Annotated in this window: 21 protein-coding genes; 14 read left to right on the plus strand and 7 right to left on the minus strand. The window is 37.9% G+C overall.

Going from position 1 to position 25,878, the window contains the following annotated elements:
* The first annotated feature begins 157 nt into the window (after positions 1 to 157).
* Together pgmB and NF867_RS13600 are read left to right on the plus strand one after the other, a co-directional pair.
* A complete protein-coding gene (gene pgmB, locus NF867_RS13595) occupies positions 158 to 820 on the plus strand; it encodes a beta-phosphoglucomutase (RefSeq protein ID WP_252588577.1) in 663 nt (220 codons plus the stop codon).
* A 142-nt stretch (positions 821 to 962) separates the two neighbouring features.
* The gene (locus tag NF867_RS13600; protein ID WP_380725329.1) at positions 963 to 3,425 is read left to right on the plus strand and encodes a glycoside hydrolase family 31 protein; all 2,463 of its coding nucleotides are present in this window, start codon (positions 963 to 965) and stop codon (positions 3,423 to 3,425) included.
* Positions 3,426 to 3,546: 121 nt separating this feature from the next.
* Here NF867_RS13600 and NF867_RS13605 read toward each other — a convergent pair whose 3' ends face one another.
* The 3 genes from NF867_RS13605 to NF867_RS13615 form a co-directional block, all read right to left on the minus strand.
* Complete coding sequence (locus NF867_RS13605) at positions 3,547 to 4,059, minus strand: hypothetical protein (protein WP_252588579.1); 513 nt, start codon at positions 4,057 to 4,059, stop codon at positions 3,547 to 3,549.
* Positions 4,060 to 4,185: 126 nt separating this feature from the next.
* Complete coding sequence (locus NF867_RS13610) at positions 4,186 to 4,713, minus strand: HD domain-containing protein (RefSeq protein ID WP_252588581.1); 528 nt, start codon at positions 4,711 to 4,713, stop codon at positions 4,186 to 4,188.
* A 101-nt stretch (positions 4,714 to 4,814) separates the two neighbouring features.
* Positions 4,815 to 5,465 carry a carboxypeptidase-like regulatory domain-containing protein gene (locus tag NF867_RS13615; protein ID WP_252588582.1) on the minus strand — a complete coding sequence of 217 codons (651 nt, stop codon included), beginning with the start codon at positions 5,463 to 5,465 and terminating at the stop codon, positions 4,815 to 4,817.
* Positions 5,466 to 5,646: 181 nt separating this feature from the next.
* Here NF867_RS13615 and NF867_RS18500 point away from each other — a divergent pair, with 181 nt between their 5' ends.
* From NF867_RS18500 to rlmF, 7 genes are all read left to right on the plus strand, one after another.
* Entirely contained in the window at positions 5,647 to 5,952 is a 306-nt protein-coding gene (locus NF867_RS18500; protein WP_380725332.1) for a DUF6660 family protein, read from the plus strand.
* Positions 5,953 to 6,124: 172 nt separating this feature from the next.
* Positions 6,125 to 10,477, plus strand: a complete 4,353-nt coding sequence (locus NF867_RS13620; RefSeq protein ID WP_252588584.1) for a CusA/CzcA family heavy metal efflux RND transporter — start codon at positions 6,125 to 6,127, stop codon at positions 10,475 to 10,477.
* A 19-nt stretch (positions 10,478 to 10,496) separates the two neighbouring features.
* Positions 10,497 to 11,705, plus strand: coding sequence for an efflux RND transporter periplasmic adaptor subunit (locus NF867_RS13625; RefSeq protein ID WP_252588586.1), 1,209 nt, complete (start codon positions 10,497 to 10,499; stop codon positions 11,703 to 11,705).
* Positions 11,706 to 11,776: 71 nt separating this feature from the next.
* Positions 11,777 to 13,747: a heavy metal translocating P-type ATPase gene (locus tag NF867_RS13630; RefSeq protein ID WP_252588588.1), complete on the plus strand. Its 1,971-nt coding sequence runs from the start codon at positions 11,777 to 11,779 to the stop codon at positions 13,745 to 13,747.
* Positions 13,748 to 13,898: 151 nt separating this feature from the next.
* The gene (gene glgB / locus NF867_RS13635) at positions 13,899 to 16,079 is read left to right on the plus strand and encodes a 1,4-alpha-glucan branching protein GlgB (protein WP_252588589.1); all 2,181 of its coding nucleotides are present in this window, start codon (positions 13,899 to 13,901) and stop codon (positions 16,077 to 16,079) included.
* Positions 16,076 to 16,573, plus strand: a complete 498-nt coding sequence (locus NF867_RS13640; protein WP_252588591.1) for a nuclear transport factor 2 family protein — start codon at positions 16,076 to 16,078, stop codon at positions 16,571 to 16,573. The genes glgB and NF867_RS13640 overlap by 4 nt, the downstream gene beginning before the upstream one ends.
* A 52-nt stretch (positions 16,574 to 16,625) precedes the next feature.
* Complete coding sequence (rlmF, locus tag NF867_RS13645; protein ID WP_252588593.1) at positions 16,626 to 17,573, plus strand: 23S rRNA (adenine(1618)-N(6))-methyltransferase RlmF; 948 nt, start codon at positions 16,626 to 16,628, stop codon at positions 17,571 to 17,573.
* A 231-nt stretch (positions 17,574 to 17,804) separates the two neighbouring features.
* On the opposite strand, the gene NF867_RS13650 is transcribed toward rlmF, so the two are convergent.
* Positions 17,805 to 18,701, minus strand: a complete 897-nt coding sequence (locus tag NF867_RS13650; protein ID WP_252588594.1) for a PIG-L deacetylase family protein — start codon at positions 18,699 to 18,701, stop codon at positions 17,805 to 17,807.
* A 184-nt stretch (positions 18,702 to 18,885) separates the two neighbouring features.
* On the opposite strand from NF867_RS13650, the gene NF867_RS13655 reads away from it, so the two are divergent.
* The 4 genes from NF867_RS13655 to NF867_RS13670 all read left to right on the plus strand — a co-directional run bounded on the left by NF867_RS13655 (position 18,886) and on the right by NF867_RS13670 (position 20,849).
* A complete protein-coding gene (locus tag NF867_RS13655; protein WP_252588596.1) occupies positions 18,886 to 19,326 on the plus strand; it encodes a VOC family protein in 441 nt (146 codons plus the stop codon).
* 76 nt (positions 19,327 to 19,402) lie between these two features.
* Positions 19,403 to 19,831, plus strand: coding sequence for a DUF5655 domain-containing protein (locus NF867_RS13660; RefSeq protein WP_252588598.1), 429 nt, complete (start codon positions 19,403 to 19,405; stop codon positions 19,829 to 19,831).
* 7 nt (positions 19,832 to 19,838) lie between these two features.
* Complete coding sequence (locus tag NF867_RS13665) at positions 19,839 to 20,165, plus strand: cupin domain-containing protein (protein WP_252588599.1); 327 nt, start codon at positions 19,839 to 19,841, stop codon at positions 20,163 to 20,165.
* 216 nt (positions 20,166 to 20,381) lie between these two features.
* Positions 20,382 to 20,849, plus strand: a complete 468-nt coding sequence (locus NF867_RS13670) for a hypothetical protein (protein ID WP_252588601.1) — start codon at positions 20,382 to 20,384, stop codon at positions 20,847 to 20,849.
* A 62-nt stretch (positions 20,850 to 20,911) separates the two neighbouring features.
* Here NF867_RS13670 and NF867_RS13675 read toward each other — a convergent pair whose 3' ends face one another.
* Both NF867_RS13675 and NF867_RS13680 read right to left on the minus strand, forming a co-directional pair.
* Positions 20,912 to 22,594, minus strand: a complete 1,683-nt coding sequence (locus NF867_RS13675; protein ID WP_252588603.1) for an IPT/TIG domain-containing protein — start codon at positions 22,592 to 22,594, stop codon at positions 20,912 to 20,914.
* A 23-nt stretch (positions 22,595 to 22,617) separates the two neighbouring features.
* Entirely contained in the window at positions 22,618 to 23,388 is a 771-nt protein-coding gene (locus NF867_RS13680; RefSeq protein WP_252588605.1) for a hypothetical protein, read from the minus strand.
* Between the two features lie 395 nt (positions 23,389 to 23,783).
* Between NF867_RS13680 and NF867_RS13685 the strand changes: the two genes are divergently transcribed.
* The gene (locus NF867_RS13685) at positions 23,784 to 24,410 is read left to right on the plus strand and encodes a DinB family protein (protein WP_252588606.1); all 627 of its coding nucleotides are present in this window, start codon (positions 23,784 to 23,786) and stop codon (positions 24,408 to 24,410) included.
* A gap of 75 nt (positions 24,411 to 24,485) precedes the next feature.
* Here NF867_RS13685 and NF867_RS13690 read toward each other — a convergent pair whose 3' ends face one another.
* On the minus strand, positions 24,486 to 25,871 hold the full coding sequence (locus NF867_RS13690) for a PepSY domain-containing protein (protein WP_341870049.1): 1,386 nt from the start codon (positions 25,869 to 25,871) through the stop codon (positions 24,486 to 24,488).
* Positions 25,872 to 25,878: the final 7 nt, after the last annotated feature.

Consider the following 25,878-nt stretch of genomic DNA (forward strand, 5'->3'; position numbering starts at 1 on the left):
TAAATAAATAAATTTTAAGACTTTGGGAGTTTCTCCATACAAATGTGCATTGAAATCACGTTAGAATTATTGTTAAGAACTGTATCGTGTATGCTGTTACTATGTTGTAATTGAAGAATTTCTTACCGATATTGACCGCCAATTTAATAAACCAAATATGTCGCCCATCAAAGCCTGTATATTCGACCTTGACGGGGTTATCGTTGATACTACTCATTTTCATTATCTGGCATGGAAACGTTTAACTAATGAGTTGGGATTTGATATAACCGAAGAAGATAATGAGCAATTAAAAGGAGTAAGTAGAATGGAATGCCTTCGTATAATTTTAAGTATTGGAGGAGTCTCAACCTCCGCTGATAAGTTGTATGATTTGGCAGAAATGAAAAATCGCTGGTATCTGGAGCATATCTATACCATGACTGAGCAGAATGTGATAGCCGGAGCCGTTGAGTTTATTGATGCAGTTCAAAAGGCCGGATTAAAAGTTGCCATTGCGTCTGCCAGTAAGAATGCTGGAATTATTCTCGACAAACTAAATCTAAGAGATCGGTTTAGTGTATTAGTTGATGGAAACGTGGTGAATAAGAGTAAACCTAATCCCGAGATATTCCTACGATCGGCACGTGAGCTGGGTGTTGAACCTGATAGTTGTATTGTTTTTGAAGATGCTATTTCAGGTATTCAGGCAGCGAATAATGCGGGTATGCGTTCGGTCGGTATTGGCTCAGATGACATGCTTAAAAATGCACATCTGGTGGTACCAACACTTGGAGCGATGAGTCTTGAAGACTTGTTTTCGCTTGAAAACTTTGCATAAAATATTCACATTTATAGTTGTCCCAAGCTACTGTTTAAACACTTATTTTTTACCGATTCCGGTTTTAATATCTCAAAGTGTTATATTTACACTAATTGATATTTAATGCTATTAAGTGGTATTAAAGTAACTCAGGATGATTATGGAGAATTTAACAAACCTCGATCTTATGATTGACCCGTCTTTAAAAGTTTCCGATGATAACAATGAGGAAAAGTTTCTAAACAATCCGATTGTAACCGTTGGTCCGGTAACCAAACAATATTTAAAGGCGGTTAAAAGCTATATAACCGATGGCAACCGTTTTGTGTTTTCCGACGGAGCCTCAAAAGTACAAGTGTCTGTAATTAGCGATGAAATTATCAGAGTGAGAATGGCCCCACAGGGAACCTTCTTAGCTGACTTTTCTTACGCGCTTCAACCTTATGATCATGTAATTACAGAAGTAAAATTCATAGAGAATGACCTTCAGTATCTCATTTCAACTCCAAAAGTTACCTGTGCTATTACTAAAGCCGATTTTTTAATCTCCTTTATTGATCGTGATGGGTTTTTAATGAGTTCAGATGCCAAGCCAATGCATTATGAAGAAAATGTGCAGTTTGGGGGATACTATATTTACTGCAGTAAAACTTGCCAGACAACGGAAGATTTTTATGCATTAGGTGATAAGGCAACCGAATTTAATCTACGCGGCAAAAGAATGGTATTGTGGAATACTGATACCTACGCGTTTGCAAAGAATCAGGATCCATTATATCGAAGCATACCTTTTTATTTGAGTTTGAATAAGGGTTATTGTTATGGTATTTTTCACGATAATACTTTTAAAACTCATTATGACTTTGCTGTTGAAAGCATGGATTGCACCAGCTTTTGGTCTGACGGAGGTGAATTAAATTACTATTACATTCATGGTCCGCAGATGGTTGATGTGGTGAGGCGTTATTCAATGCTAACCGGGACACACCAAATGCCTCCAATGTGGGCATTGGGTTTTCATCAATGTCGCTGGAGTTATTATCCTGATAAGAAAGTAAAACAAGTAGCCAATACATTCAGGGAAAAGAAAATCCCTTGTGATGCCATTTATCTCGATATCGATTATATGAATGGCTATCGTTGCTTTACCTGGAATGAACGCTATTTCCCTGACCCTAAAAACTTATTAAGCGAACTAAATGATATCGGCTTTAAAACGGTAGTTATTATTGATCCGGGGATTAAAGTAGATGAAAACTATTGGGTGTTTAAAGAAGGGAAGGCGAATAATTATTTCTGCCGTCGTTGCGATGATTACTTTATGGAAGGTAACGTGTGGCCCGGGCGATGTCAGTTCCCTGATTTTACCAATCCGAAAGTACGTGAGTGGTGGGGAGGATTGTTTCAGGGCTTGTTAGATGCCGGTGTCGACGGGGTTTGGAACGATATGAACGAACCGGCAGTTTTTGGCTCTGGCTCTTTCCCTGATGACGTTCGTCATAATTTCGACCATCATAGAGGTTCTCACCGCAAAGCCCATAATGTTTACGGAATGCAAATGGTGCGGGCTACTTACGAGGGCTTGCAGAAACTTCAGAAAAATAAACGTCCATTTACAATCACCCGTGCTGGTTATTCAGGTGTTCAGCGATATTCTTCTGTTTGGACAGGTGATAACGTAGCTACCTGGGAGCATTTGAAATTGGCTAATGTTATGTGCCAGCGCTTAAGTATTTCGGGTATTTCGTTTTGTGGAACTGATATAGGAGGGTTTACTGGTGAACCCGATGGAGAACTGTTTACGCGCTGGATCCAGTTGGGTGTGTTTACTCCTCTTATGCGGGCGCATTCCGCCGGTGACACTCGCGAACGGGAACCATGGTCGTTTGGTGAACCTTTTGAATCTATTTGTCGCAAGTTTATTGAATTGCGCTACAAACTGCTACCATACCTGTATTCTGCTTTTTGGCAACATTACAAATATCACTTACCGGTTTTACGTCCTGTGGTAATGCTCGAGCCTAATGAGCATATTAACCATTTCCGCGAAGATGAATTTTCTTTTGGTGACAGTATATTGGTTTGCCCGGTTCTTCAACCTGGTGTGGCTAACCGAAAAGTATATTTACCAAAGGGTACCTGGTACGACTACTGGACTAATCATAAGTATAAAGGTGGTAAAGAGTTTGTCATCAGCACTCCGTTAGATAGCATGCCGATTTTTGTGAAAGGAGGAGCCTCAATCCCTGAGTATCCGGTAATGCAGCATGTGAATGAGTTTGAACTGGAGTCAGTGACCTTAAAAACCTGGTTTTCAGAAATGGAAGAGAAATCTATCATTTATGAAGATCACGGTGAGAACTTTGCCTACAAGCTGGATATTTATTTAGAAAAAACAATAACTGTAAGAGGAACCAATGGTTCATTTGTAATGGAACAAACAATGCATGGTATGTATACTCCTCGTTACGAGAAGTATGAGCACATTGTTTATGGCCTCCCGTTTAAAGTGAAGAAAGTGATTGTGGATGGCAAGGAAATCAAAAAATATAGTTTTGATACAACGAATGTTCTTTCTTTCACAACTACCAAACAGTTTAAGAAAATTGAAATATTGGCCTGAGAGCCATTTATAAATTAAAAACGGTGCAGAGGGTAATTCTCAGCACCGTTTTTTGTTAAAATATAATTACTAATAAGTGATCTTCTGCTTCAAATCAATAGGGGCTAAAATGAAATCTGGATTATTTCAGTAAGTTTTCTTGTGTCCACGACTCAAGTTTTCCCTCTTTTTCAATTGCTAAAAGCTTTTCCACATCCTTGTCTTTGACTGCAGTTTTTTCTTTTACATACTTAGCAAGCAATGTTTTTACTGCTGTTAAGCTTGCCTTAAGCTTGTCTTGATCATATGAATTTTCTAAAACATATTTGGTATAGCCATACATGTAAGAGCCTAAAAGTTCAGGGTTTTTATCAAATAGTTTACCGACACTTTCAGAAATCATAATAGAAACTGTAGGACTGCCAGATATCCATTTTATTAAAAAGACTTTTGCTTCCTCACGTTTTTCTTGTTGTTCGGTCCACGAAACGGACTCAATCCAATTGATACAGTTAAGTACATCCCTTTCATATATACCATAATCCTCCTTTGCTACAAGTTTGTAATCTTTAGGAATTTGAACTTCCTGAGCAAAAGATAGTTTTGAAAGACTTAAAAGGATAAAAAATAGAATTAATCGTTTTGTTGTTTTCATATGTGTTCTTTTAAATAGTTTACAACGTTTACTAAGTCACAGGTAGCGAATTTTGTAAATGGCATCCGCGAATGACGAAAATAAACCGATTGAAATAAATAAACAAACACCAGCTGGTGTCCCTATTTATTTTTTAAACATAGGTAAAGGATTCAGTGGGTACTTTAAAAAGTTCAGGGAAGACTGTTTTAACAGAAATGCATGAAATCCTAAGTTTGGAAATACCGCTCTAATTTCAGAAACTGCTGCTCTATTAAGGTTAAAGTGCATTAATCCTTGTGTTACATCTATCCAATCAGCTTGCCTGAATGTTTCAACCGTCTTCTTAAAAGGTCCGTTATAGCTGCTTATTTTATGATGCATTTCAATCATCAGTGTTATTTCTTCTTGCCAGTCCACTTTGTTGATACCTTGTAAATATTCATTTGCTGCGACAACAGATGGTTGCAGGTAATCAAAAGTTCGGTTAGTCCATATGCCTAAATCATGGAAAACAGCAGCAACGGCGTATTTATCAATATTATCACTGTTGTTATCGAGCTTAAGACAAAGATTAAACACCCGATAAACATGATTTCGGTACAGGTTGAAGTCAGCGCTTAGAGATAATTTATTTTCCTCTAAAACTTCTTCAATTATTGTATGAGCGAGCATAGACTTAGAGAAACTTTAAAATAGCGTTTGGTTAATGGAATAAAAACAAATCAACTTGTTAGTGTTGGCTGAAAATTTAAACGATATTTTTCAACTACAAACTAATCGACCAATGCTATCTCACCAAGCATTTGTGCATCAAGCTTTATTTTTATAGTTTTCTTTTCCGATTTAATAAGTTTTGAAAGACGAATTCTGCGGGTTTGATAACCCAAAGATTTAAATTCAATCATGCTTCTTAACGAAATGTTGCTCGGTATATATAGACTGAAAAAGCCATTTAAATCGGTTTGAATAGTAATGTTAGTGCCAATAATTGTAACGAAAGCACCCGGTAATGGAGTTTCATCAGTTTCATCTACAACTGTGCCTTTCACAATTCTTACACTATCCGTTGATGTAATACTTTCTGAATTGTTTACAAATTGTTGATTGGTTATAGAAATATCGGTTGAGTTTGATTCGGCTTTTGCTTGATTAATAATCCCCAGAGAAATTAATAAGGAGCCCAAAACTGAAAATAGTCGTTTGGTTCGTGAAATGGGTTTTGCCAACACTCGATTTAACTGTGATTGACTCAAATTACCGCAGGTTTTTGCGTTGGTGATCTTTATATATTCAATGATCTCATTATCTGATAAGTTTCTGAAATCAATAACTGTTTTCTGACAACTGTCGCAAAAGCGTCCCTGGTCGTTAAAGGTCATATTATTCCAATTCTTTGAACAAGGACTTTCTATCTGTATTCTCATAGGTGTTTAGAGGTAATGTTTCAATTAATACGTCTATAAATCTAAAATTCAATAACCTAAAATAATTAATCGCTATAAAAATCCAATTAGGATAAGTGCATTAGAAAAATCAGGGTTGAAATAACAATCAAAATAAAATTGATACAATCAGCCAATTCAATTTTGCTTATTATTGCATTTCATGAAACCGATTGTGATCATACTCGCTTTTTTTGTGCTGCTGTTATCAGTGGTGCCTTGCTGTATGTTCGATAATTGCAATCAGGATGAGACGAAGAAAGAGTGCTCAACTGCAAAACAGGTAGAAAAAGATGGTTTATGTTCTCCTTTCTCAAGTTGCAGTGTCTGCTGCGGTTTTACCGTTTCAACTCAGATAGTTTCATTCGAAACCAAACCCAAACTTCTCAGTACTCAATATTCTTTTTATACTGATAACTACCTTTCAGTTTATCATTTATCTATCTGGCAGCCGCCAAAGCAAGCATAAAATCCAATTTTTATTTCATAGTCATTTAACTTTTGTAATTGCGTTTTGTCATTGGCAAGGTTACGTTTATACATAACCTCGATTGTGCATAGCAACTACATTCAGTAAATTTTTATTAAAACCGTTTGCCAGCCAGGTTGATGCTCTAGCAAATGGAGTCAAGTTTTTATATATGCTAGATAGAATTATTTACTTCTCTATAAAGAATAAATTGGTCATTGGACTGTTTACACTTGCACTGATAGCAGTTGGAGTGTATTCACTTACCCGCTTACCAATTGATGCAGTACCGGACATAACCAATAATCAGGTTCAGATTATCACCTATGCTCCTTCCCAATCAGCACCTGATATTGAGCGTTTGGTTACTTACCCTGTTGAACAAACCATGGCTACTATACCCGGAATTGAGGAAGTGCGTTCATTTTCACGTTTTGGATTATCGGTTGTTACGGTTGTTTTTAAAGACAATATTGATGTTTATTGGGCCCGGCAACAGATCAACGAAAGATTAGGTAAGGCCAAAGAATTAATTCCAGATGGTGTAGGGGCACCTGAAATGGCTCCGGTAACAACCGGATTAGGTGAGATTTACCAATATGCAATTCATCCCCAAAAAGGATATGAACAAAAGTTTAATGCAACAGAGCTTAGAACCATTCAGGATTGGATCGTAAAGCGACAATTGTTAGGAACAGAGGGGGTGGCTGACATTAGCAGTTTTGGGGGAAATGTGAAAGAATATGAAATCGCTATTAATTCTGATAAACTCAGAAGTTTGAATATTACCATTGCCCAACTCTTTACAGCACTTGAAAAAAATAACCAAAACACGGGAGGTGCTTACATCGACCGAAAACCGAATGCCTATTTTATCCGTTCCGAAGGATTGATCAACAACCTGGATGACATCGGTAAAATCGTTATCAGAACGAATAGTAACGGAATTCCTGTTTTGATTCGAGACATTGCGGATGTGAAATTCGGATATGGAGCACGTTATGGCGCAATGACCTATAATGATAAGGGAGAAGTAGTTGGAGGCGTGATAATGATGCTTAAAGGCGAAAACTCTTCAAAGGTTATCAAAAATGTAAAAAGTCGCATTGAGCAAATTTCCAAAACATTGCCCGAAGGTTTGGAGATAGAGCCCTTTCTGGATCGAACCAAATTGGTCGACAAAGCCATTAATACCGTTACTAAAAACCTTGCAGAGGGAGCTTTAATAGTGATTTTTGTGTTGGTGCTATTGTTGGGGAATTTACGTGCGGGTTTGGTGGTTGCTTCAGTTATTCCTTTGTCAATGCTTTTTGCCATTACCATGATGAATTTCTTTGGTGTTTCCGGCAACCTGATGAGTTTAGGTGCAATTGATTTTGGGCTGATCGTTGATGGTGCTGTAATTATTGTGGAGGCTGCCATGCATCATTTAGGTTTAGGAAAGGTAAATCGACGGCTAACGCAGCAGGAAATGGATCTGGAGGTTTACAATTCTGCGCGTAAAATCAGGAATAGTGCAGCTTTTGGCGAGATCATTATTTTGATTGTTTACCTGCCGATCTTGGCATTGGTTGGTATTGAAGGAAAAATGTTTAAACCTATGGCTCAAACTGTTTCATTCGCCATTTTGGGTGCCTTTATTTTATCGCTAACCTATGTGCCAATGATGAGTGCCTTGTGTTTGAGCAAGAATGTGGAGCATAAACGTACCGTTGCTGACCGTATCATGGACTTCTTTCACCGCATTTATGATCCAGTCATTAATTGGGCGCTGACCAAACGAGCCATAATTACAATAACTGCTGTTGTATTGTTTATTGGAAGTTTGATCTTGTTCAGTCGTTTGGGGGCTGAATTTATTCCTTCTTTAGATGAAGGTGATTTTGCTGTTGAAACACGGGTAATGACAGGGAGCAGCATTAGTCAAACCGTTGAAGCTGCACAAAAAGGTGCAAAAGTATTGTTAGCAAATTTTCCTGAAGTAAAAGAGGTGGTTGGCAAAGTGGGCTCAAGCGAAATACCTACTGATCCAATGCCTGTTGAAGCTTGTGATATGATGGTGATCCTGAAAGATCGTTCAGAGTGGAAAAGCGCTACTTCTAAAAATGAACTTGCTGAGAAGATGCAACAAACACTGGAAGAGCATTTGCCTGGAGTAGAATTTGGTTTTCAACAGCCTATACAAATGCGTTTTAATGAGTTGATGACGGGTGCACGACAGGATGTGGTTTTGAAAATTTACGGGGAAGATCTTGATATGCTGACCAAATACGGAGGACAAATCGGTAAAATGCTTAACGGAGTTGAAGGAGCAAAAGATATTTATGTAGAAAAAGTAAGTGGTTTACCTCAGATTGTGATCAATTACAATCGAGATCGCATTGCTCAGTTTGGACTAAGCATATCAGATATAAACCAGGCTATCAATACCGCTTTCGCGGGTCAGGCAGCCGGATTTGTCTATGAGGGTGAAAAAAGATTTGCCTTAACTGTTCGTCTCAACGAGCAAAGTCGCCAAAGCATTGATGATGTTAAAAACCTCTATGTAAATACTGATGATGGCCATCAGATTCCATTGGAACAAGTGGCAGACGTTAAAATGATAGTTGGCCCAAGCCAAATTCAACGCGATGATGCTAAGCGAAGAATTATTGTTGGTTTCAACGTCAGGGACCGTGATGTAGAAAGCATTGTGAATGAAGTTAAAAGTAAAGTGGAAAATCAAGTGAAGTTTGCTCCAGGTTATTACGTAACCTATGGCGGTGCGTTTAAAAACCTGGAAGAGGCACGAATCAGGTTGAGCATCGCAGTTCCGGTAGCTTTACTCTTAATTCTGATTTTATTGTTCTTTACGTTCAAATCGATAAAACAAAGTCTGCTCATTTTTACAGCAATACCGCTTTCAGCTATTGGAGGCATTTTAGCCTTATGGGTAAGAGATATGCCTTTCAGTATCTCGGCGGGTGTTGGTTTTATTGCCCTGTTTGGAGTATCGGTTTTAAATGGCATTGTATTGATCGCTGAATTTAACCGACTGAAAAAAGAGGGTTTAACCCATATCAAGGAGATCATTCTTAAGGGAACAAGTACTCGTTTGCGCCCGGTAATTATGACTGCAGCCGTGGCTTCTTTAGGATTCCTTCCAATGGCACTTTCGGGATCTGAAGGTGCTGAAGTGCAGCGCCCATTGGCAACGGTTGTAATTGGAGGATTAATAACCTCTACTATTTTAACATTAGTTGTATTGCCGATTCTTTATATGTACGTAGAAGAACTAAAAATTAAAGCCGGAAAAAAGATATTGGCTGGAATTATTGGCTTATGGTTTTTCCTTCCCTGTAAATCGAATGCTCAGCAGTTAACCTTAGATTCAGCAATAACTATCGCTATTCAGCGAAATCAGTTAATCAAAACAGCCTCATTAGGAGTTGATCAGCAAAAAAAGCTAAAAGGAACCGCAATCGATATTCCTAAAACGGAAATTTCATTATTGGCCGGGCAATACAATGGTCCGAGTAAACAAGATAAAAATATAACCATTACTCAGTCGCTTCCTTTTCCAACGGTTTTTTCGGCTAATGCGGCTTTAGCTAATGAAGAAATAAAAAGTGCTGAGTTAAAGAAAGCTGTCACAGTTAACGAGTTGATATTGAAAATAAAGCAAACCTATTATACCATTCAGTATTTGTTAGATCGAAAGCAATTGTTGGAGCAACAAGACAGTTTATATGCTCAGTTTGCAAGAGCCTCTCAGCTTCGTTATAAAACAGGTGAGAGTACTTTGTTAGAAAAATCGGCAGCAGAAACACAGCTGAACGAAATTCATAATCTGTTGCGATTGAATGATGCAGATATAGAGGTTGAACTTAATAAATTCAATGTTTGGTTAAATGGTTCGGGTTATTCTGTAATTCATTCTCAAGCAAAGGAACGAGTTTATAAAGAGAACAGTGAAACAGCTAAGGTTGCTCAAAACCCTAATCTTAACTACTTTAAACAACAAGTTAACGTAGCCGGACAGCAAAAGCGAGTGGAGCAAAACCGCATGTTGCCAGACCTTACTGTGGGCTATTTTAATCAGTCGTTAATTGGTTATCATGATGTAAGCGGACAAGCTCAATATTTTGATGCTTCAGATCGCTTTCAGGGATTTCAGGTTGGAGTTGCCCTTCCATTGTGGTTTAGATCTAAATCATCAAAAATTAAAGCTGCAGATATTCAAAAGCAAATAGCTCAAAATGAGTTTGAACAAGCTGAAAAGACCTTAAGCGGTTCTTATCAACAGCACTATGCTTATTACCAGAAGAACTTGAAAAGCATTACTTATTACCGGGAAAGTGCTTTGCCCAATGCTGAACTGATTAGTAAACAATCGCAAGAAGCTTATAGGCTAGGTGAAATTTCTTATTCAGAATATCTATTGAATATGAACCAGGCTTTGTCGATTAAAGAAGCTTATTTAAAATCATTGCAAGAATTGAATCAGAGTGTTATCACACTTGAATACCTGACCGGGAAAAACTAAAACTGTTAAATGAAGTAAGATGAAACGTAATTATTTATCATATATATCGATTTTAATGTTAACTGCTTTTTTATTGAGCTGTGGAAGTAAGGCAGACAATCAGGAAACAAAAGAGGGTGCTGTGCCTGAAGAAAAAGCAGAGGATGATCATGGACATGAAAATGAAGTTGAGCTTTCCTCAATTCAGTATAAAGCTGCTGAAATTCAGTTGGGAAAGATTGAGGAACGAGAGCTTGGACAAACCATCAAAGCAAATGGTGTTTTGGATGTGCCACCGCAAAACCTGGTTAGCATTTCAGTACCATTTGGTGGCTTTCTGCGTTCAACTGATCTTTTACAGGGTTCACGAGTAAAAAAGGGGCAATTGATCGCTACTATTCAAAATCCTGAATACATCCAGTTTCAACAAGATTACCTGGAATCAAAAAGTCAATTGGAGTTTTTAGAGGCAGAATATAAACGCCAGGAAGAGCTTGCTTCAGCAAATATAAATTCAAAGAAAACTTTGCAAAAAGCAAAAGCCGAATATTTGTCAATGCAGGCAAGAGTACAAGGATTAAAGGCTAAGCTGCAATTAATCAATATCAATACTGCTTCTGTGGAAAATGGTAACTTTAAAAGTACAGTGTCTGTTCATTCACCAATTAATGGTTATGTAACAGCTGTGAATGTAAATATTGGCTCATTTATAAATCCTACAGATGTTTTATTCAGAATTGTTGATACTGAGCACTTACATGCCGAATTAACTATTTATGAAAGGGATATGCCTAAGTTGAAGATTGGGCAACGAGTAAGAGTTTATCTGTCGAACGATAAAAAGGAACGATTGGCAAAAGTTCATTTAATAGGCAGAGAAGTGAGTAACGAACGAACGATAACTGTTCATTGTCATTTGGACGATGAGGATATTTCATTGATTCCGGGTACATTTTTAACCGGTATTGTTGAAACAGGAGCTACTAAAGTTACGGCATTACCTGATGAAGCTATTGTACAAAATGGTACTGCAAAAGTGATTTTTATTGCCAATGGGTCAAGAAAAGAAGGAAACGAAACAGTACAATTATTCAAAGCGGTTGAAGTAACAACTGGGGTTGCTGAAGGAGGTTTTACAGAAGTGATCTTACCTTCTGAAATTGATAAAACAACAACAATTGTAACAAAGGGTGCGTATGATTTGTTAGCTAAGATGAATAGTGGTGAGGAAGAAGGTCACGGCCATTAATAGAATAGGTATTTTATGTGCAATGCCGCGAGGTTTTCCTTGCGGCAAAGCCATTTAAAAGAATTTAATTTATGCGAACACCATATTTTCATAAGGGAGGTCACGATGAATGTTGCAGTATAGAATCGGAGCAAGCGAAAAGTGAAAATGCTGCACATAAGGTTCATGAGACTTCTTCTTCACCTTTTAAAGAATATATACCTTCCATTGCCAGCTTTGTGTTGTTAATGCTTGGTTTACTGATGGATCATTTTGTTCATCCATCTTTTTTCAATAGCTACATCCGCCTTGCCTGGTATTTGGTTGCCTATATTCCGGTTGCCGGGCCTGTTATTAGAAAAGGATTTACACTTATTGCTAAAGGCGAAGTGTTTACTGAGTTTTTTTTGATGGGCCTTGCAACAATTGGCGCTTTTGCCATTGGTCAATATCCCGAAGGTGTTGCTGTAATGCTCTTTTACACTATTGGTGAATTGTTTCAAGGGGCGGCGGTAAGCAAAGCAAAAGGAAATATTAAAGCCCTGTTAGATGTAAGGCCCGATGTTGCCAACGTACTCAGAAATGGTTCTTTTATCAGCCTAAAACCTGAACGGGTAAATGTTGATGAACCCATTCAAATTAAGGTAGGAGAAAAGGTGCCTCTGGATGGAATCATGCTTTCTGATCATGCTAGTTTTAATACTTCAGCTTTAACAGGTGAAAGCAAGCCAAAAACGATTCATAAGAATGAGCAGGTGTTAGCCGGAATGCTTAATCTCGATCGCGTTATCGAACTAAAAGTAAACCGTAAATACTCCGATAGTAGCTTAGCAAGAATACTTGAACTGGTTCAGAATGCAACAGCAAAAAAGGCTAAAACAGAATTGTTCATTCGCAAGTTCGCCAAAATCTACACCCCGATAGTGGTTTACCTTGCAATTGCTTTAACCCTTCTGCCTTACTTTTTTGTTGAACATTATATCTTTTCTGAATGGTTATATAGAGCCTTGATTTTTCTGGTTATTTCTTGCCCTTGCGCATTGGTTATTTCCATTCCGCTAGGATATTTTGGCGGTATCGGAGCGGCTTCTCGAAACGGCATTTTGTTTAAAGGCTCCAATTACCTCGATCTTATTGCTAAGGTAGAAACAGTGGTCATGGATAAAACAGGAACTTTAACCGAAGGGGTCTTCAAAGTTCAAAAAGTGCATTCAAACGGATACGATGAAAAGGAGTTCATAAAAATGTTGGGTGCTCTCGAAAGTAAATCCACACATCCTATTGCCAATGCCATTGTTGATTATTCGAAGAATGGAGTTGAACAATTAGCAATTACAAATGTTGAAGAGGTTGCCGGGTTAGGATTGAAGGGGGAATGGCGAGGTAAAAAGCTGTTGGCGGGAAACAGTAAGTTGATGGATAGATTCGATGTTACTTATGATTCGGATTTAAAAGAAATTGCTGAAACAACTGTAATGATGGCTGTTGATGGAAAGTTTGCAGGTTATGTTCTTATTGCCGACCAACTTAAACCGGATGCAAAAGAAGCAATTGAAAAATTGCAAGCTAATGGAGTTCGACAAACGGTAATGCTTTCAGGTGATAAAACTTCGATTACCCAAAAGGTTGCCGATTTTTTGGGCATTGATCAGGCTTTTGGTGATCTATTGCCGGAGCATAAGGTTGAAAAGTTTGAAGAAATTAAGAAAGGTAAACCGGGAGTAGTGGCATTCGTAGGAGATGGAATAAATGATGCTCCGGTTTTAGCATTGGCCGATATTGGCATTGCTATGGGTGGTTTAGGTAGCGATGCTGCCATTGAAACTGCTGATGTGGTGATACAAACTGATCAACCATCGAAAATAGCCACGGCCATTAGAATTGGACGAGCGACCAAAGCTATTGTTTGGCAAAATATTGGACTTGCATTCACTGTAAAAGCGGCCGTTTTAATTTTAGGAGCCGGTGGATTGGCTACTATGTGGGAAGCAGTTTTTGCAGATGTAGGAGTGGCTTTATTAGCGGTTTTGAATGCCGTGCGGATACAACGAATGAAGTTCTAATCATTCAAAGTTCAATGTTTACCAATTAATTCTTGTTGATCCGCTTTACGGTTTTTGATCCATTTGAATCAATTAAATATTCATTTGCTCGTTTCTTACTATCTTTTTACGATATTTAGGCTTATAAAAGCGATATAACATCCATCACTCTATGACTTCTTCCGTACTATCTTACAGTCGATTCTCCGATTTCGATATCAGTCTATTTAAAGCCGGTAAACATTTCAGATTATATGAAAAACTTGGTTCACATGTGGTAGAACACGAAGGTGTAACCGGGACTTATTTTGCCGTTTGGGCTCCCAATGCCACTGGAGTTTCGGTTATCGGGAATTTTAATGGTTGGAATAGTGAGTCACACATTTTAAATCCTCGATGGGACTCGTCAGGCATCTGGGAAGGTTTCATTCCTGATATAGGAAAAGGAGAGGCATATAAGTATTTTATCAGAACACACGAAAACGGTTATTTCGAGCGAGGTGACCCTTATGCTTTATTTTGGGAAGAACCTCCCCGCACCGCATCAATAGTGTGGGATACCTGGTATGAATGGAATGACCAGGAATGGATGAATAGAAGGAATCAAAATAACGCCCTGGATAAGCCAATTTCGGTGTATGAGGTTCATCTGGCCTCTTGGCGTCGCGATCCTTCTAACCCCGATCGATTCCTTTCTTATCGGGAGCTGGCTCATCAACTGGTTGAATATGTAATCCATATGGGCTTTACGCATGTGGAGTTTATGCCAATTATGGAGCACCCTTTCTCTGGATCATGGGGTTATCAGGTTACCGGCTATTTTGCGCCTACCTCTCGTTTTGGTACACCGCAAGATTTTATGTTTTTAATGGAAAGCTTGCATAATGCCGGAATAGGTATTTATCTCGACTGGGTTCCTTCGCATTTTCCGGGTGATGCACATGGTTTATACAATTATGATGGTTCGCATCTGTATGAGCATTCCGATCCTCGTCAGGGCTTTCATCCCGACTGGAACAGTTATATTTTTAACTACGGAAGAAATGAGGTTCGTTCATTTCTGATTAGTAATGCACTCTTCTGGCTCGACCGTTATCATGCGGATGGTTTACGTGTTGATGCAGTGGCTTCAATGCTGTACCTCGATTATTCACGTAAAGAGGGTGAATGGGTGCCTAATCAATATGGTGGTCGGGAAAATCTTGATGCGGTTTCGTTTATGAAAGAACTTAACGAAGTGGCTTATGGAAATTATGGCGATATACAGATGATTGCTGAAGAATCGACCTCGTGGCCGGGTGTTTCACATCCAACCTGGCAAGGCGGTTTAGGTTTTGGGATGAAATGGATGATGGGCTGGATGAATGATACGTTAAGGTATTTTTCAAAAGAGCCTATTTATCGCAGGCATCATCAGCAAGACCTTACTTTTAGTACAGTTTACGCATTTACCGAGAATTTTATGCTGCCTCTTTCACATGATGAGGTGGTACATGGAAAAGGATCATTAGTAAGCAAAATGCCTGGAGACGAGTGGCAACGTTTTGCCAATTTAAGGGCGCTATTCGGCTTTATGTTTACTCATCCCGGAACAAAGCTGTTGTTCCAGGGGTGCGAGTTTGCTCAAACTGCTGAATGGAACCATGACCATTCGCTTGATTGGCATTTAACCCAATACGATCCTCATAAAGGCATGGAAGATTTGGTGAAAGATCTGAATCAACTATACCGTAATGAGCCGGCCTTGTATGAAAACAATTTTTCAGGTTATGGTTTCGAATGGCTTGATCAATCGGATGCAGAGAATTCTGTATTTCTATATTGCCGCAAGGGGCATAACTGGCAGGAATATGTAGTGGTAGCAGCTAACCTAACACCAGTGGCTCGTCATAATTACAGGATAGGTTTACCCCATAATGGCGTGTGGACGGAGATCTTTAATACGGATAAACATGATTACTGGGGCAGCGGAGTGGTAAATCCTTATCCACTTGAGGCTGAAATGCAACCACAACATGGTAAAGCGCAGTCGATTTCAATTAGCCTGCCTCCACTAGGGGTTTCTGTGTGGAAGCTGAAAGATCATCCTTCATTTAGGGAACACGTTGAAAAAACAGAGACGATTGCTCCGAAAGAAAAATCGATTGAGTCAAATGGGGTAAAAGCGGATAAGAAGGAATCAACAGCATCCACAGAAAATTCGGTGAAGGCTAAAGTGGTAAAAGCTGAAAAGGCGAAGGAGACAACTCTCAAGGAGAAGCCGGTTAAGACTAATGGAGTAAAAGTTGAAATGAAGGATTCGTCAGTGCCAAAAAATGGAAATGGTAAATCAAAAAAAGCCTCTTCAAAATGAAAACTAGAATCTTAATACTCTTTATTTTATTTGCCTGGAGTGCCAAAGGGCAAATTCCCACGGCTTATCCTTCTGATGAAAAGCAATTATACAAAGTCCTTTTTTCTTTAGACAGTAGCTTATTTGCAACGGCTTATACCTGTCATCCTGAGATTACTCAGAAGTTTTTTACAGATGATATGGAGTTTTATCATGATAAAGGAGGCATAACCATTTCTAAAGCTGCATTCATAGCTAACTTGAAAAAGAACTTTTGTGATCCCAACCGAGAAGTTGGACTGAAGAGGGTTTTAGTTCCCGTAACAATGAAAGTTTATCCAATGGGAAATTATGGGGCAGTTCAAACAGGTGAGCATTATTTCTACGAAGTATACAAAGACGGTACTGAAAAGCGTGTTGGAATAGCCAAATTTACTCATTTATGGATGTTTAAAGATGGTGTTTGGAGAATTTCAAGGGTCATCAGCTATGATCATCAACCGGCGAGTAATTAATCTTTAAAATGAATGATCTTTCAGCGAAATTTGCCTATTAAATAATTAGGGCATGCAGTTGAAAAAAGATTCGGTTGAAAAGACAAACCTACATCCACGTAATAAACATCGTGGTCGTTATAATTTCAGAGAACTAATCAATGCTTGCCCTGAACTTTCAGCTTTTGTATCGGAAAACCAATTTGGTATCGAGTCTGTTGATTTTGCCAATGCAGGTGCAGTAAAAATGCTGAATAAAGCATTGCTGAAACAATTTTATAAGATTGATTTCTGGGATATTCCGGCAGGTTACCTATGTCCGCCTATTCCTGGTCGGGCCGATTATATTCATTACCTGGCTGATTTATTAGCTGAAGCCAATAACGGTGTGGTGCCGCAAGGTGAAACTGTAAAGGTTTTAGATATTGGAACCGGTGCCAATTGTATTTATCCCATCATAGGAACCACAGAATATCGATGGAATTTTGTGGGTTCTGATATTGACCTTCGATCTATTCAATCGGCTGAAAAAATAATTAAGGCAAATCTCTATCTGCAATCTAAAATTGAACTCCGTTTACAGAAATATTCCAATCAGATATTTAAAGGATTGATAAAATCTGAAGATCGTTTTCATTTAACACTCTGCAACCCGCCTTTTCATTCATCGGCCGCAGAGGCTACTTCAGGCACTAACCGGAAATTATCTAACCTTGGTAAAAAACAAAGTCATAAACCCGCACTTAATTTTGGAGGCCAGCATAATGAACTTTGGTGTGAAGGTGGCGAATTTGAGTTTATCAGACGGATGATCGATGAAAGCGCTCAATTAACAAAGCAATGCTTATGGTTTACCACTCTTGTTTCAAAAAGCGCAAACCTAAATGGAATCTATGTGTTGTTGAAAAGAGCTCAGATACAAGAATTTAAGACAGTGGAAATGAGTCAGGGAAATAAGGTTAGCAGGTTTGTAGCCTGGACTTTTCTGACAAAAGAAGAACAGGAAAACTGGTTTTTATAATGTTTTTTCAGCAGCCGATCCGAATAAAAAATACTCATAAATGAGTATTGTCTCGCTAGTAGAATGCTCCTACTTTTGCTTCGTAACCTTTACAATCATTCAGCAATTAATGCAAATGATAAACTGTTTGGAAAGAAAAAACAGACTTATAGGGTTACCAACAAAATTGCTTGTCATGATGGCGAGGTTGGCCGCAAGAATAATATAAAAAGCCCGAGTAATCGGGCTTTTTCATTTGAAACTATTTCTCAGCATTGGGAAAAGTTTTAACAATTCCTCTTTATCTAACCTACGACTGAAAGAGGCATACTCGAATTCTTCTGCATGTTCAAACTGTTTACCTTTAACCTCTCCGTAGTGAGTATTTAACCAATTTCTCATGCTGTCACTAATGGCACTATAGTCTCCCCAATATTTTTCAAAAAAGGTTTTATAGTTTTTAGGTTCTTTAGGTACTTCATTTAAGATGCCACGTTGATAGGGTGCAAACTCGAAAAACTGGGATGCATGAGCTGCAAATGAATCTAATTTCTTGTTGTATGTTTTATCAATAGGAATTACCACATCTGCCTGATGAGTGAATTTCTTTGAATAATAATCTCTTACAACTAAAAACACAGGACGTTTGGTGAGAGCTGGGATTTCAGGAAGAAATAGTGGGGCAAAACTTAAACCTGCTCCTTGACGAACCGCTGTAGCTACGGCCATGTTATCCGGATGACCACCTCCAAGCATTTCCATAAAAGTAATCACTATATCAGGGTTCCACTTTCGAATGATTGTTACTATTTCTTTTCTGACTTCAATAGACGGTTCCAATTCACCATCATGATGATTTGAAATGAGATAGCTGGCTCCTAAAATTTTACCAGCGGCAATAGCTTCTTGCTTTCTCCTTTCTGCAATTGCCTCTTTGGTCATGGTCCAGTGGCCAACATCTCCATTTGTTAACGATGCGATTTGTACCTCGGCACCATGCTCTGCAAAGGAAGCAATAGTGCCACCTACATATTCTTCAGCTTCGTCGGGGTGAGCCGTGAGCACTAAAACACGTATTGGATTTTTTTGAGCAATTGAATGCAGGGTTAAAAGACAAATAAATAGTAAAAAGAAAAGGTGTTTTTTCATATAAATACGATTGGAAGTTATTTTGATAAATGAAGATATTCTTTGCCCTGTTATTTTTCAACTAAGCAACGAATTGTAAGCTATTAGTTACGTTTTTGGTATACGTAGAATTGTCTATTTCTGTAACTTCCATCCTTCAAAAATTAATACCTATCTGTCTATTAACCTTAAAAACTAATTCAAAATGGCAACTACAATCAATCCTTATCTTACTTTTACTGGTAAGTGCGAAGAAGCATTTAACTTTTACAAATCGGTTTTTGGTGGCGACTTTGCCTTTGTCGGGCGTTTTAAAGATATGCCACCTCAGGAAGGCATGCCTCCAATGCCAGCAGAAGCTGCTGATATGCTGATGCATATTTCGTTGCCAATAGGAGGAGGGGTATTAATGGGAAGCGATACTTGCGAAGGATGGGGCCCATCGTTAACAGTGGGTAATAATATTACAATCTCCATCAACGCGACAAATAAAGAAGATGCAGACCGTTTGTTTAATGGGCTTTCGGCGGGCGGCCATGTAACTATGCCAATGAGCGATACATTCTGGGGAGCATACTTTGGTATGTTTACCGATAAGTTTGGTATCAATTGGATGGTTAATTTCGATAAAAACTCTCCTAGCTAAGCAAAAGCTTTTAAACTGAAGAAGTATAAGGGAGCCTATGGGCTCCCTTTAATTTAATTTAATTAGATATAAAGCCATGTGGATTTGCCCGCTTTGCCAGCAGCAGTTTCTTCACCAAAACCAAAATCATTCGTGCAACGACCGTACGCTGGAATGTTTCCTGGAAGGGAAATCAGAAATTACCACTCTGCTATTTAACCGATTTGTTGACGAGTATCGTAAAATCGGCGATTTTGTATTGCATCCTACGAAATCGAAAATTGGTTTTGCTGCCAAAATCAGGTTTTGTTCCATCATCAATTTAGGTAAAAATTATATTGATGTGGTTTTTCATATGAATCAGCTGTTTGAAGATAATTTATGCTTTCATAAAATGGGACAAATTCCTGGTTCAAATACATTCAATCATCATTGCCGGATATTTTCTATCGATGATATAAATGATGAACTCAAACAATACATGCAAATAGCCTATGATTTGGGCATAAAGAAGGAAAACTTATAATACGATTATGAATCTATCTACAGAAAAAGCATTACAAAAATTAAAAGACAGCAAGCAATTATTTACGGAAGTATTTAAGCATGGGACCTTATCGGTTGAAGTTTACAAGCCTGAAAAAATAGATCATCAGCAGCCACATGATCGTGATGAGATTTACGTTATAATGTCCGGGAGTGGTGATTTTTATATAAATGGAGAAATTTATCCGTTTACAACAGGGGATTTTTTATTTGTTCCGGCAGGTATTGAACATAGATTTGTGAATTTTACAGATAACTTTTCAACCTGGGTGTTTTTTTACGGGCCTAAAGGAGGGGAGAAGGCTGATCAGTAAAACAATGCCAATTGTTGGATGTAGTTAAGGAAATGCTTTTTATGAAATTAAAGATCAAAACATACTTTAAGAAGATTGGAATTCTCGGCTTTTTGTTCTTCCTGATTAAGGGTTTGATTTGGCTTTATTTCTTATATTTTATGAATGAACAATTGGATTAATATTCTTTTTAGCTTCGCGAAGAATAAACTATACATTATAAATGCCTATTAAAGAATGAAAAGAAACACAGCTCTCTGGATAATGGCGGTTGTTTTTATACTAGCCTGTAACACTAAAACAAATAAAACAACGGTTCAGACTGATTCAATAAGTGTATCTGATTCACCAAAATCAAATGAATATTGTTATTCATACATTAAGGATAAAGACAGTGTTTTGTTACGGTTTAAAATGTCGGATGATAGCCTGATTCTTGGAACGTTGAATTATAATTTCCACGAAAAGGACAGTAATAAGGGCAATGTGCAAGGTATGCTAAAAGGTGATACCTTATTATTGGATTATATTTTTCAATCGGAAGGAGTGGAGTCAGTAAGGGAAGTGGCGTTTCTTAAAAAAGGAGAGGACTTTGTGGAAGGCTACGGAGACTTAGTTGAGAAAGATGGCAGAATGATGTTTAAAGAGCATAAAAAGTTGAATTTTGGAGGCCAAACAATACTTCGGCCTATAGAATGTAAATGATGAGCAAGCCTGAATATAAAATATAAGAGCAGCACTAATCAACTTAGTGCTGCTCTTATATTTTAATTAGTTACGGTAAAATTGCTCGGACTGACAATAGTCTGTCCGTTGCTTGCCACGGTAATTTTCATTGCTCCCGGATTCACATTTGAAGGAACAACTACTTTTATGGTGGATTCATTTGCGCTTATAACTTCAGTTGCTACGGTACCAAACTTAACAGTGGTGTAATAGCTATAGTTGCTAGGATAGAAGCCTACTCCACTTATTGTAACTACAGTTCCAGGTACTCCTGATGTTGGCGAAAAAGAAGTTATTGCTGGTGCAAGAATTTTAAAAGTGCCTGGTGCAGTAATTTTCTTATCCCCATATTCAACGCTCACTTTAACATCGCCCTCTTGTGCTGCATAAGGTACAACTACTTTTAATGATCCTGATGAGCTAGAAACGCTGGAAGCAGTATAACTTCCGAAGTAAACATTATACCATTGATTCGGAACAAATTCACCTGAAATGGTTACTTCCTTGCCTATTCCACCTGATGAAGGGCTGAAACCGCTTACAGTATGCTGTTTTACGGTTAGTTTCTGAGGGGCATAAACCGTATGTGGTCCTACAGTTAAACTAACTGATTGTTCTCCTTCTTCAATGGTCGTAGGAATATAGAAAGATAGTTGATTGCCATTTATTGAATAGAGTGAAACAGGATTATCACCAATCTTTATAGCGTTATTATTTACCTGCGAATTCGATGGCAGATTTGAGCAGGTAAGTGTCACTAAGCTTCCATATAAACCTTTTGTAGTTGATATTGCTTCGATAACAGGTGGCGTAACAATAAACTTGTCAGGGAAATTTGTTGTCACTCCGTCGATAATAACACTAACCGGTAATTCAGATTGACCTACATTCAATGGTATTGAGGTTTGAGCAGAGGTATAATACGGGTAATTGCTTCCGTATAAATAAGATTCTGTTTGACCAAACATAGCCTTGTAGTTGCTGTAATAACTTGTGCTAATATTATGTCCGGTAAAAGTAACAACCGTACCTACTGGTCCCGACTTAGGATTAAAGTCGGTAATATATGGTTTCATGGCAAAATATGATGAGGTAGTTATTTTTTGGCTACCTATTGTTACTGCAACCTGTACATCATATGTTCCATTTACACCCGAAGGAACCTGTACAATGATTTTTGAGGGAGTGGTCTCTGTTACGGTAGCTTTAACATTGTTGAAGGTTACTGTAACTTCATCTTTATTAGAAGTATAGAAATTTCCGTTAATGGTAATTAGGTCTCCTACTTTACCACTGTTCGGATATAAACTACTTGTACTTATTGAAGGCAATTGAACAGAAAGTACTTGACCGTAAGCCGTACCATTTTTATTGGTTAGGTACATTCTGATGTATAAGGTATTGTAATAGTAACTGTTCGATACAGTTATGTTTCCAATTTCCTGGTTTATTTCTCCTTCTGAGACATCTTTTCCTAATGAAACACGTGTTCCGGAGGTAATATCGACATTGGGGTTTACGCCGTACACAAACCCATAATCGCTTACGTCAAAATCACCAACACTAACTATATTACCTTTAACTTTAACTTTAGTAGGAGATATAGCAATAAAATCAAGTGTTTGCAGCTTAGGATGTTGGTCAAGCTCTTTTTCACAGCCTTGAAACAAAAGAATAACAAAGACCAAAAGACTAATTAAGCCTGTGTATTTAAGTTTTATCATAATTATCAATAACTAACTAACTACTAAAAAATATATCCCAAACGAATTCCATTCGTCATGTTCGACCCAAAGGAGAAATTAGAACTTGAAGTATTCGGCTGATAACCAGGATTAGAAGTGCCTGTTCCTGTTTGAGTTTCTTTCATTTTTTGATAGTCAGTTTTGGTAAATCCAAAATTGAACTCATATCCAAAATAAAAATGGCTGGCAAGATAAAAATCGAAACCGGTTAGCACATTTAAACCATATTTGAAATAACCTCTCTCTGTTGTTTGGGTAGTATAATTACCGGTTTCAGGGTTATAAACAGTGCTTATCCAGCCACCGGTGCGAGTGGTGGTGGTTCCTCCGTTGGTAATTTCTTGTTTAGTTGATTTATTTGAAAGTGTTAAATCGGCACCGATGTATGGCGATAATCTACGGGTTCCTTTAAAATGCTTTTCTAAACCGAAGTTTAAACCTAGGGTAGTACTGCTGGTTTCGTTCTTATAGAAATTAGAGTTAGTCCCATAAGGATTGTTGTAATCATCATTTGTTCCGGTTGAATTGGCAATTAAACCTAGGCGTAGTGCTAGCTCAGGACTTTTGAAATAGCGCACCTTAATAAGGTTTACGGCATTGTTTAAGCTCAATTGACCACTAAAAGGATTAACATTTAGTTCGGTAGCAAAATTTTTGGCGGTAGCCTTAAGAGTTTCTTCGGGTTCGCTTACAATTGTCTCTGTTTGGGTTGATTGCGCATAGGTAAATAGCGTAAAAGTAAGCATGAAAATGCTTAACAAGGTTTTTTTCATGTAATTGGTGTTTTATAAGGATTTTTTAAATAGCAACTGAAATCAAAATTGATGGTTGTTAAATGATTTGAAATAACTCATTAATTAGGACTCGAATTAAGTAGATGGTTGGCAATGCAACTTTTTTAATGACAGCTTACTTATTTGCGCTGCAAATTTGATGGTTTTAATTAATATTATCAATACTAAATTAGGGGTATGTAGGTAAAGGTTATTAGTTAATTAGTTTAAGTTTTGATTTGCTTATAATTATTTTATTAAAAAAGGGAGTTTCTAGTTGAGAGAAGAAAAGGGTTAGGCTTTTTTCGCCGGCTTAAATTCAATAACCGGGTTTTCCGCATGTACCGCCGTTGTTCTAAATATTTTCTTTAACTTCAACTATCAACTTACTAAAAATGAAAACAAATCTATCTTTCCAAAAACTCCTGACAATTCTGTTTATTGCTGCGTCAATTTCTTTCTCTTCTAATGCCCAGGAATTAAGTAAGCAAGAAAAGGATTATGCCTTAAAATTGCTTAAATCAACTAGAGAAAAGTTCTTGTCAGAGATTAAAAACCTTACCCCTGAACAATGGAACTTTAAAGCAGATTCAACACGGTGGTCGATTGCTGAGTGTGCAGAACACATAACCGTTTCAGAAGAAACACTTTTTGGTTTGGTGACAAAAATTATGGCCGACTCGGCTAACGCGGACAAGCAAGCAGAAGTAAAGATTAAGACCGATGATCTGGTTAAAAAGATTGAAGACCGGTCGGTAAAAGCAAAGGCTCCTGAAATGCTTAAGCCTACTCACCGATGGAAAACAGAGGCCGAGTTGATTGCTCAGTTTGAGGCCGATCGTCAAAAGACAATAGATTATGTGAAAAATGCCAATAGTGATCTTCATACACACTTGATGCAACAACCCGCTTTTGGTTACCTCGATGCTTATCAATGGTTAGTGTTGTTGGCAGCACATAGTGCTCGTCATACTGCGCAAATTGAAGAGGTAAAAACGCTTCCCGGTTATCCGAAGAACTAAAGAAATTTAGCTAAAAAACTAAAAAGGCTCCCGTTTATCTAAATGGGCGCCTTTTTAGTTTTTAAAACTTATTACCTATTGCTTTGCGAAAGTTTTAACCGATGTTTTCTTCTTTCTGAACCAAATTGCTAATAAAATAATCCCAGCAATCGCAGCCAGTAAATTACCCAACGCTGCAATAATGGTTAATACATCTCGTGAAGTTTTACCCAATTCATCAGCAAAATGAAATTTATGTAACATCGCAAAGCTTAATCCTTCTCGCAAGTCTATATCATTAATTTTTGCTGCCAGTTTGCCTGAAGAGGTTTCAACATACCAACGTTCGTTATTATTCATTTTGTATTGAACCTTATAAACCGGTAGGCGTTTGTTCACGAACCCATACTCGCCTTTAAATTCAGTAACCGGAGTAACGGAAATAATGTTTTCATCTGTTTGCTTGCTGAATACCGAAGCCATAAACCGCGCATATTGCTGATCTCCATTGGGCAAAACTTGCAGGTTAGGAAGACTAAGATATCGAACCATTGGCATTGGTGATTTCATATTCATGCCAAACTTAGCCGCTGCAACGCCCATTTTTTCGCAGCATTCTTCTTTTGTAAATCCTTTTTGAGATGAACAGGTGATCTGTAAAAAAACAGTATTATTTATCTTTATCAATGAAATATTCTTCACATCATATTGCTTCGACAATGAATTTGGCTTAAAGTTGAGCTCTGTTGCCTTATAATCTTCTTCAATAAAATACTGCTGACGGGTATCAGGCTTAAACTTGGCGAAAGCATGATACGCACCACTGAAAGTAAACATCAATGAGGTAATTGAGACCACAATGGCAATTCGCCGGTGAAGCTTTCTATACTTTACTGCTGAATTACCTGTGTTCCCTTTTTTTGATTTAGTAATGAAGGCAATGTAAATACCCATTAGAGTGGCAACGAAAGCCGCTAAACATAAGAGGCATAAAGCTACTAGACGAAAAGATCCAAAGTGATCTAAAAACTTCCAGCTATGAAAATTCCGGAATAATGAGGAAAACATCGCCCTGTTATTTTCAACGGCTAAACCCAAGCGATCACTTGAAGGGTCGACATAAAGACGAATTCCATCTGCTCTGTCAAAAACTACTTTGTAGACCGGTAAGAGGCGGTTTATTTCAAGGTATTCTTCATCAAATTGTTTAACAAGCGATATAGTTTGAATCGTTGCAGTTGAATCTCCCAAAAGTTGGCTTGCTATTTTGCCTGCGTATAGTTCAGCTCCCTTATGATTTATGGAGGCATCGGCAGCATTAATGTAAACTAACTCAGCTTGTCCCTTTTTGGCTATCTGATAGTAAACATTCCCATCAAGCTCTATCAACCTAAAATTGCTGATAGAGAGAATCTTATTTTTAAGTAAGGCCGAATCTAGTGAAACGTTAACTTTCGACAGGTCGATTGTTTTCGATATCAAAAACTGG

The sequence above is a fragment of the Solitalea agri genome (assembly GCF_023914155.1).
In the GTDB taxonomy this organism is placed as follows: Bacteria; Bacteroidota; Bacteroidia; order Sphingobacteriales; family Sphingobacteriaceae; genus Solitalea; species Solitalea agri.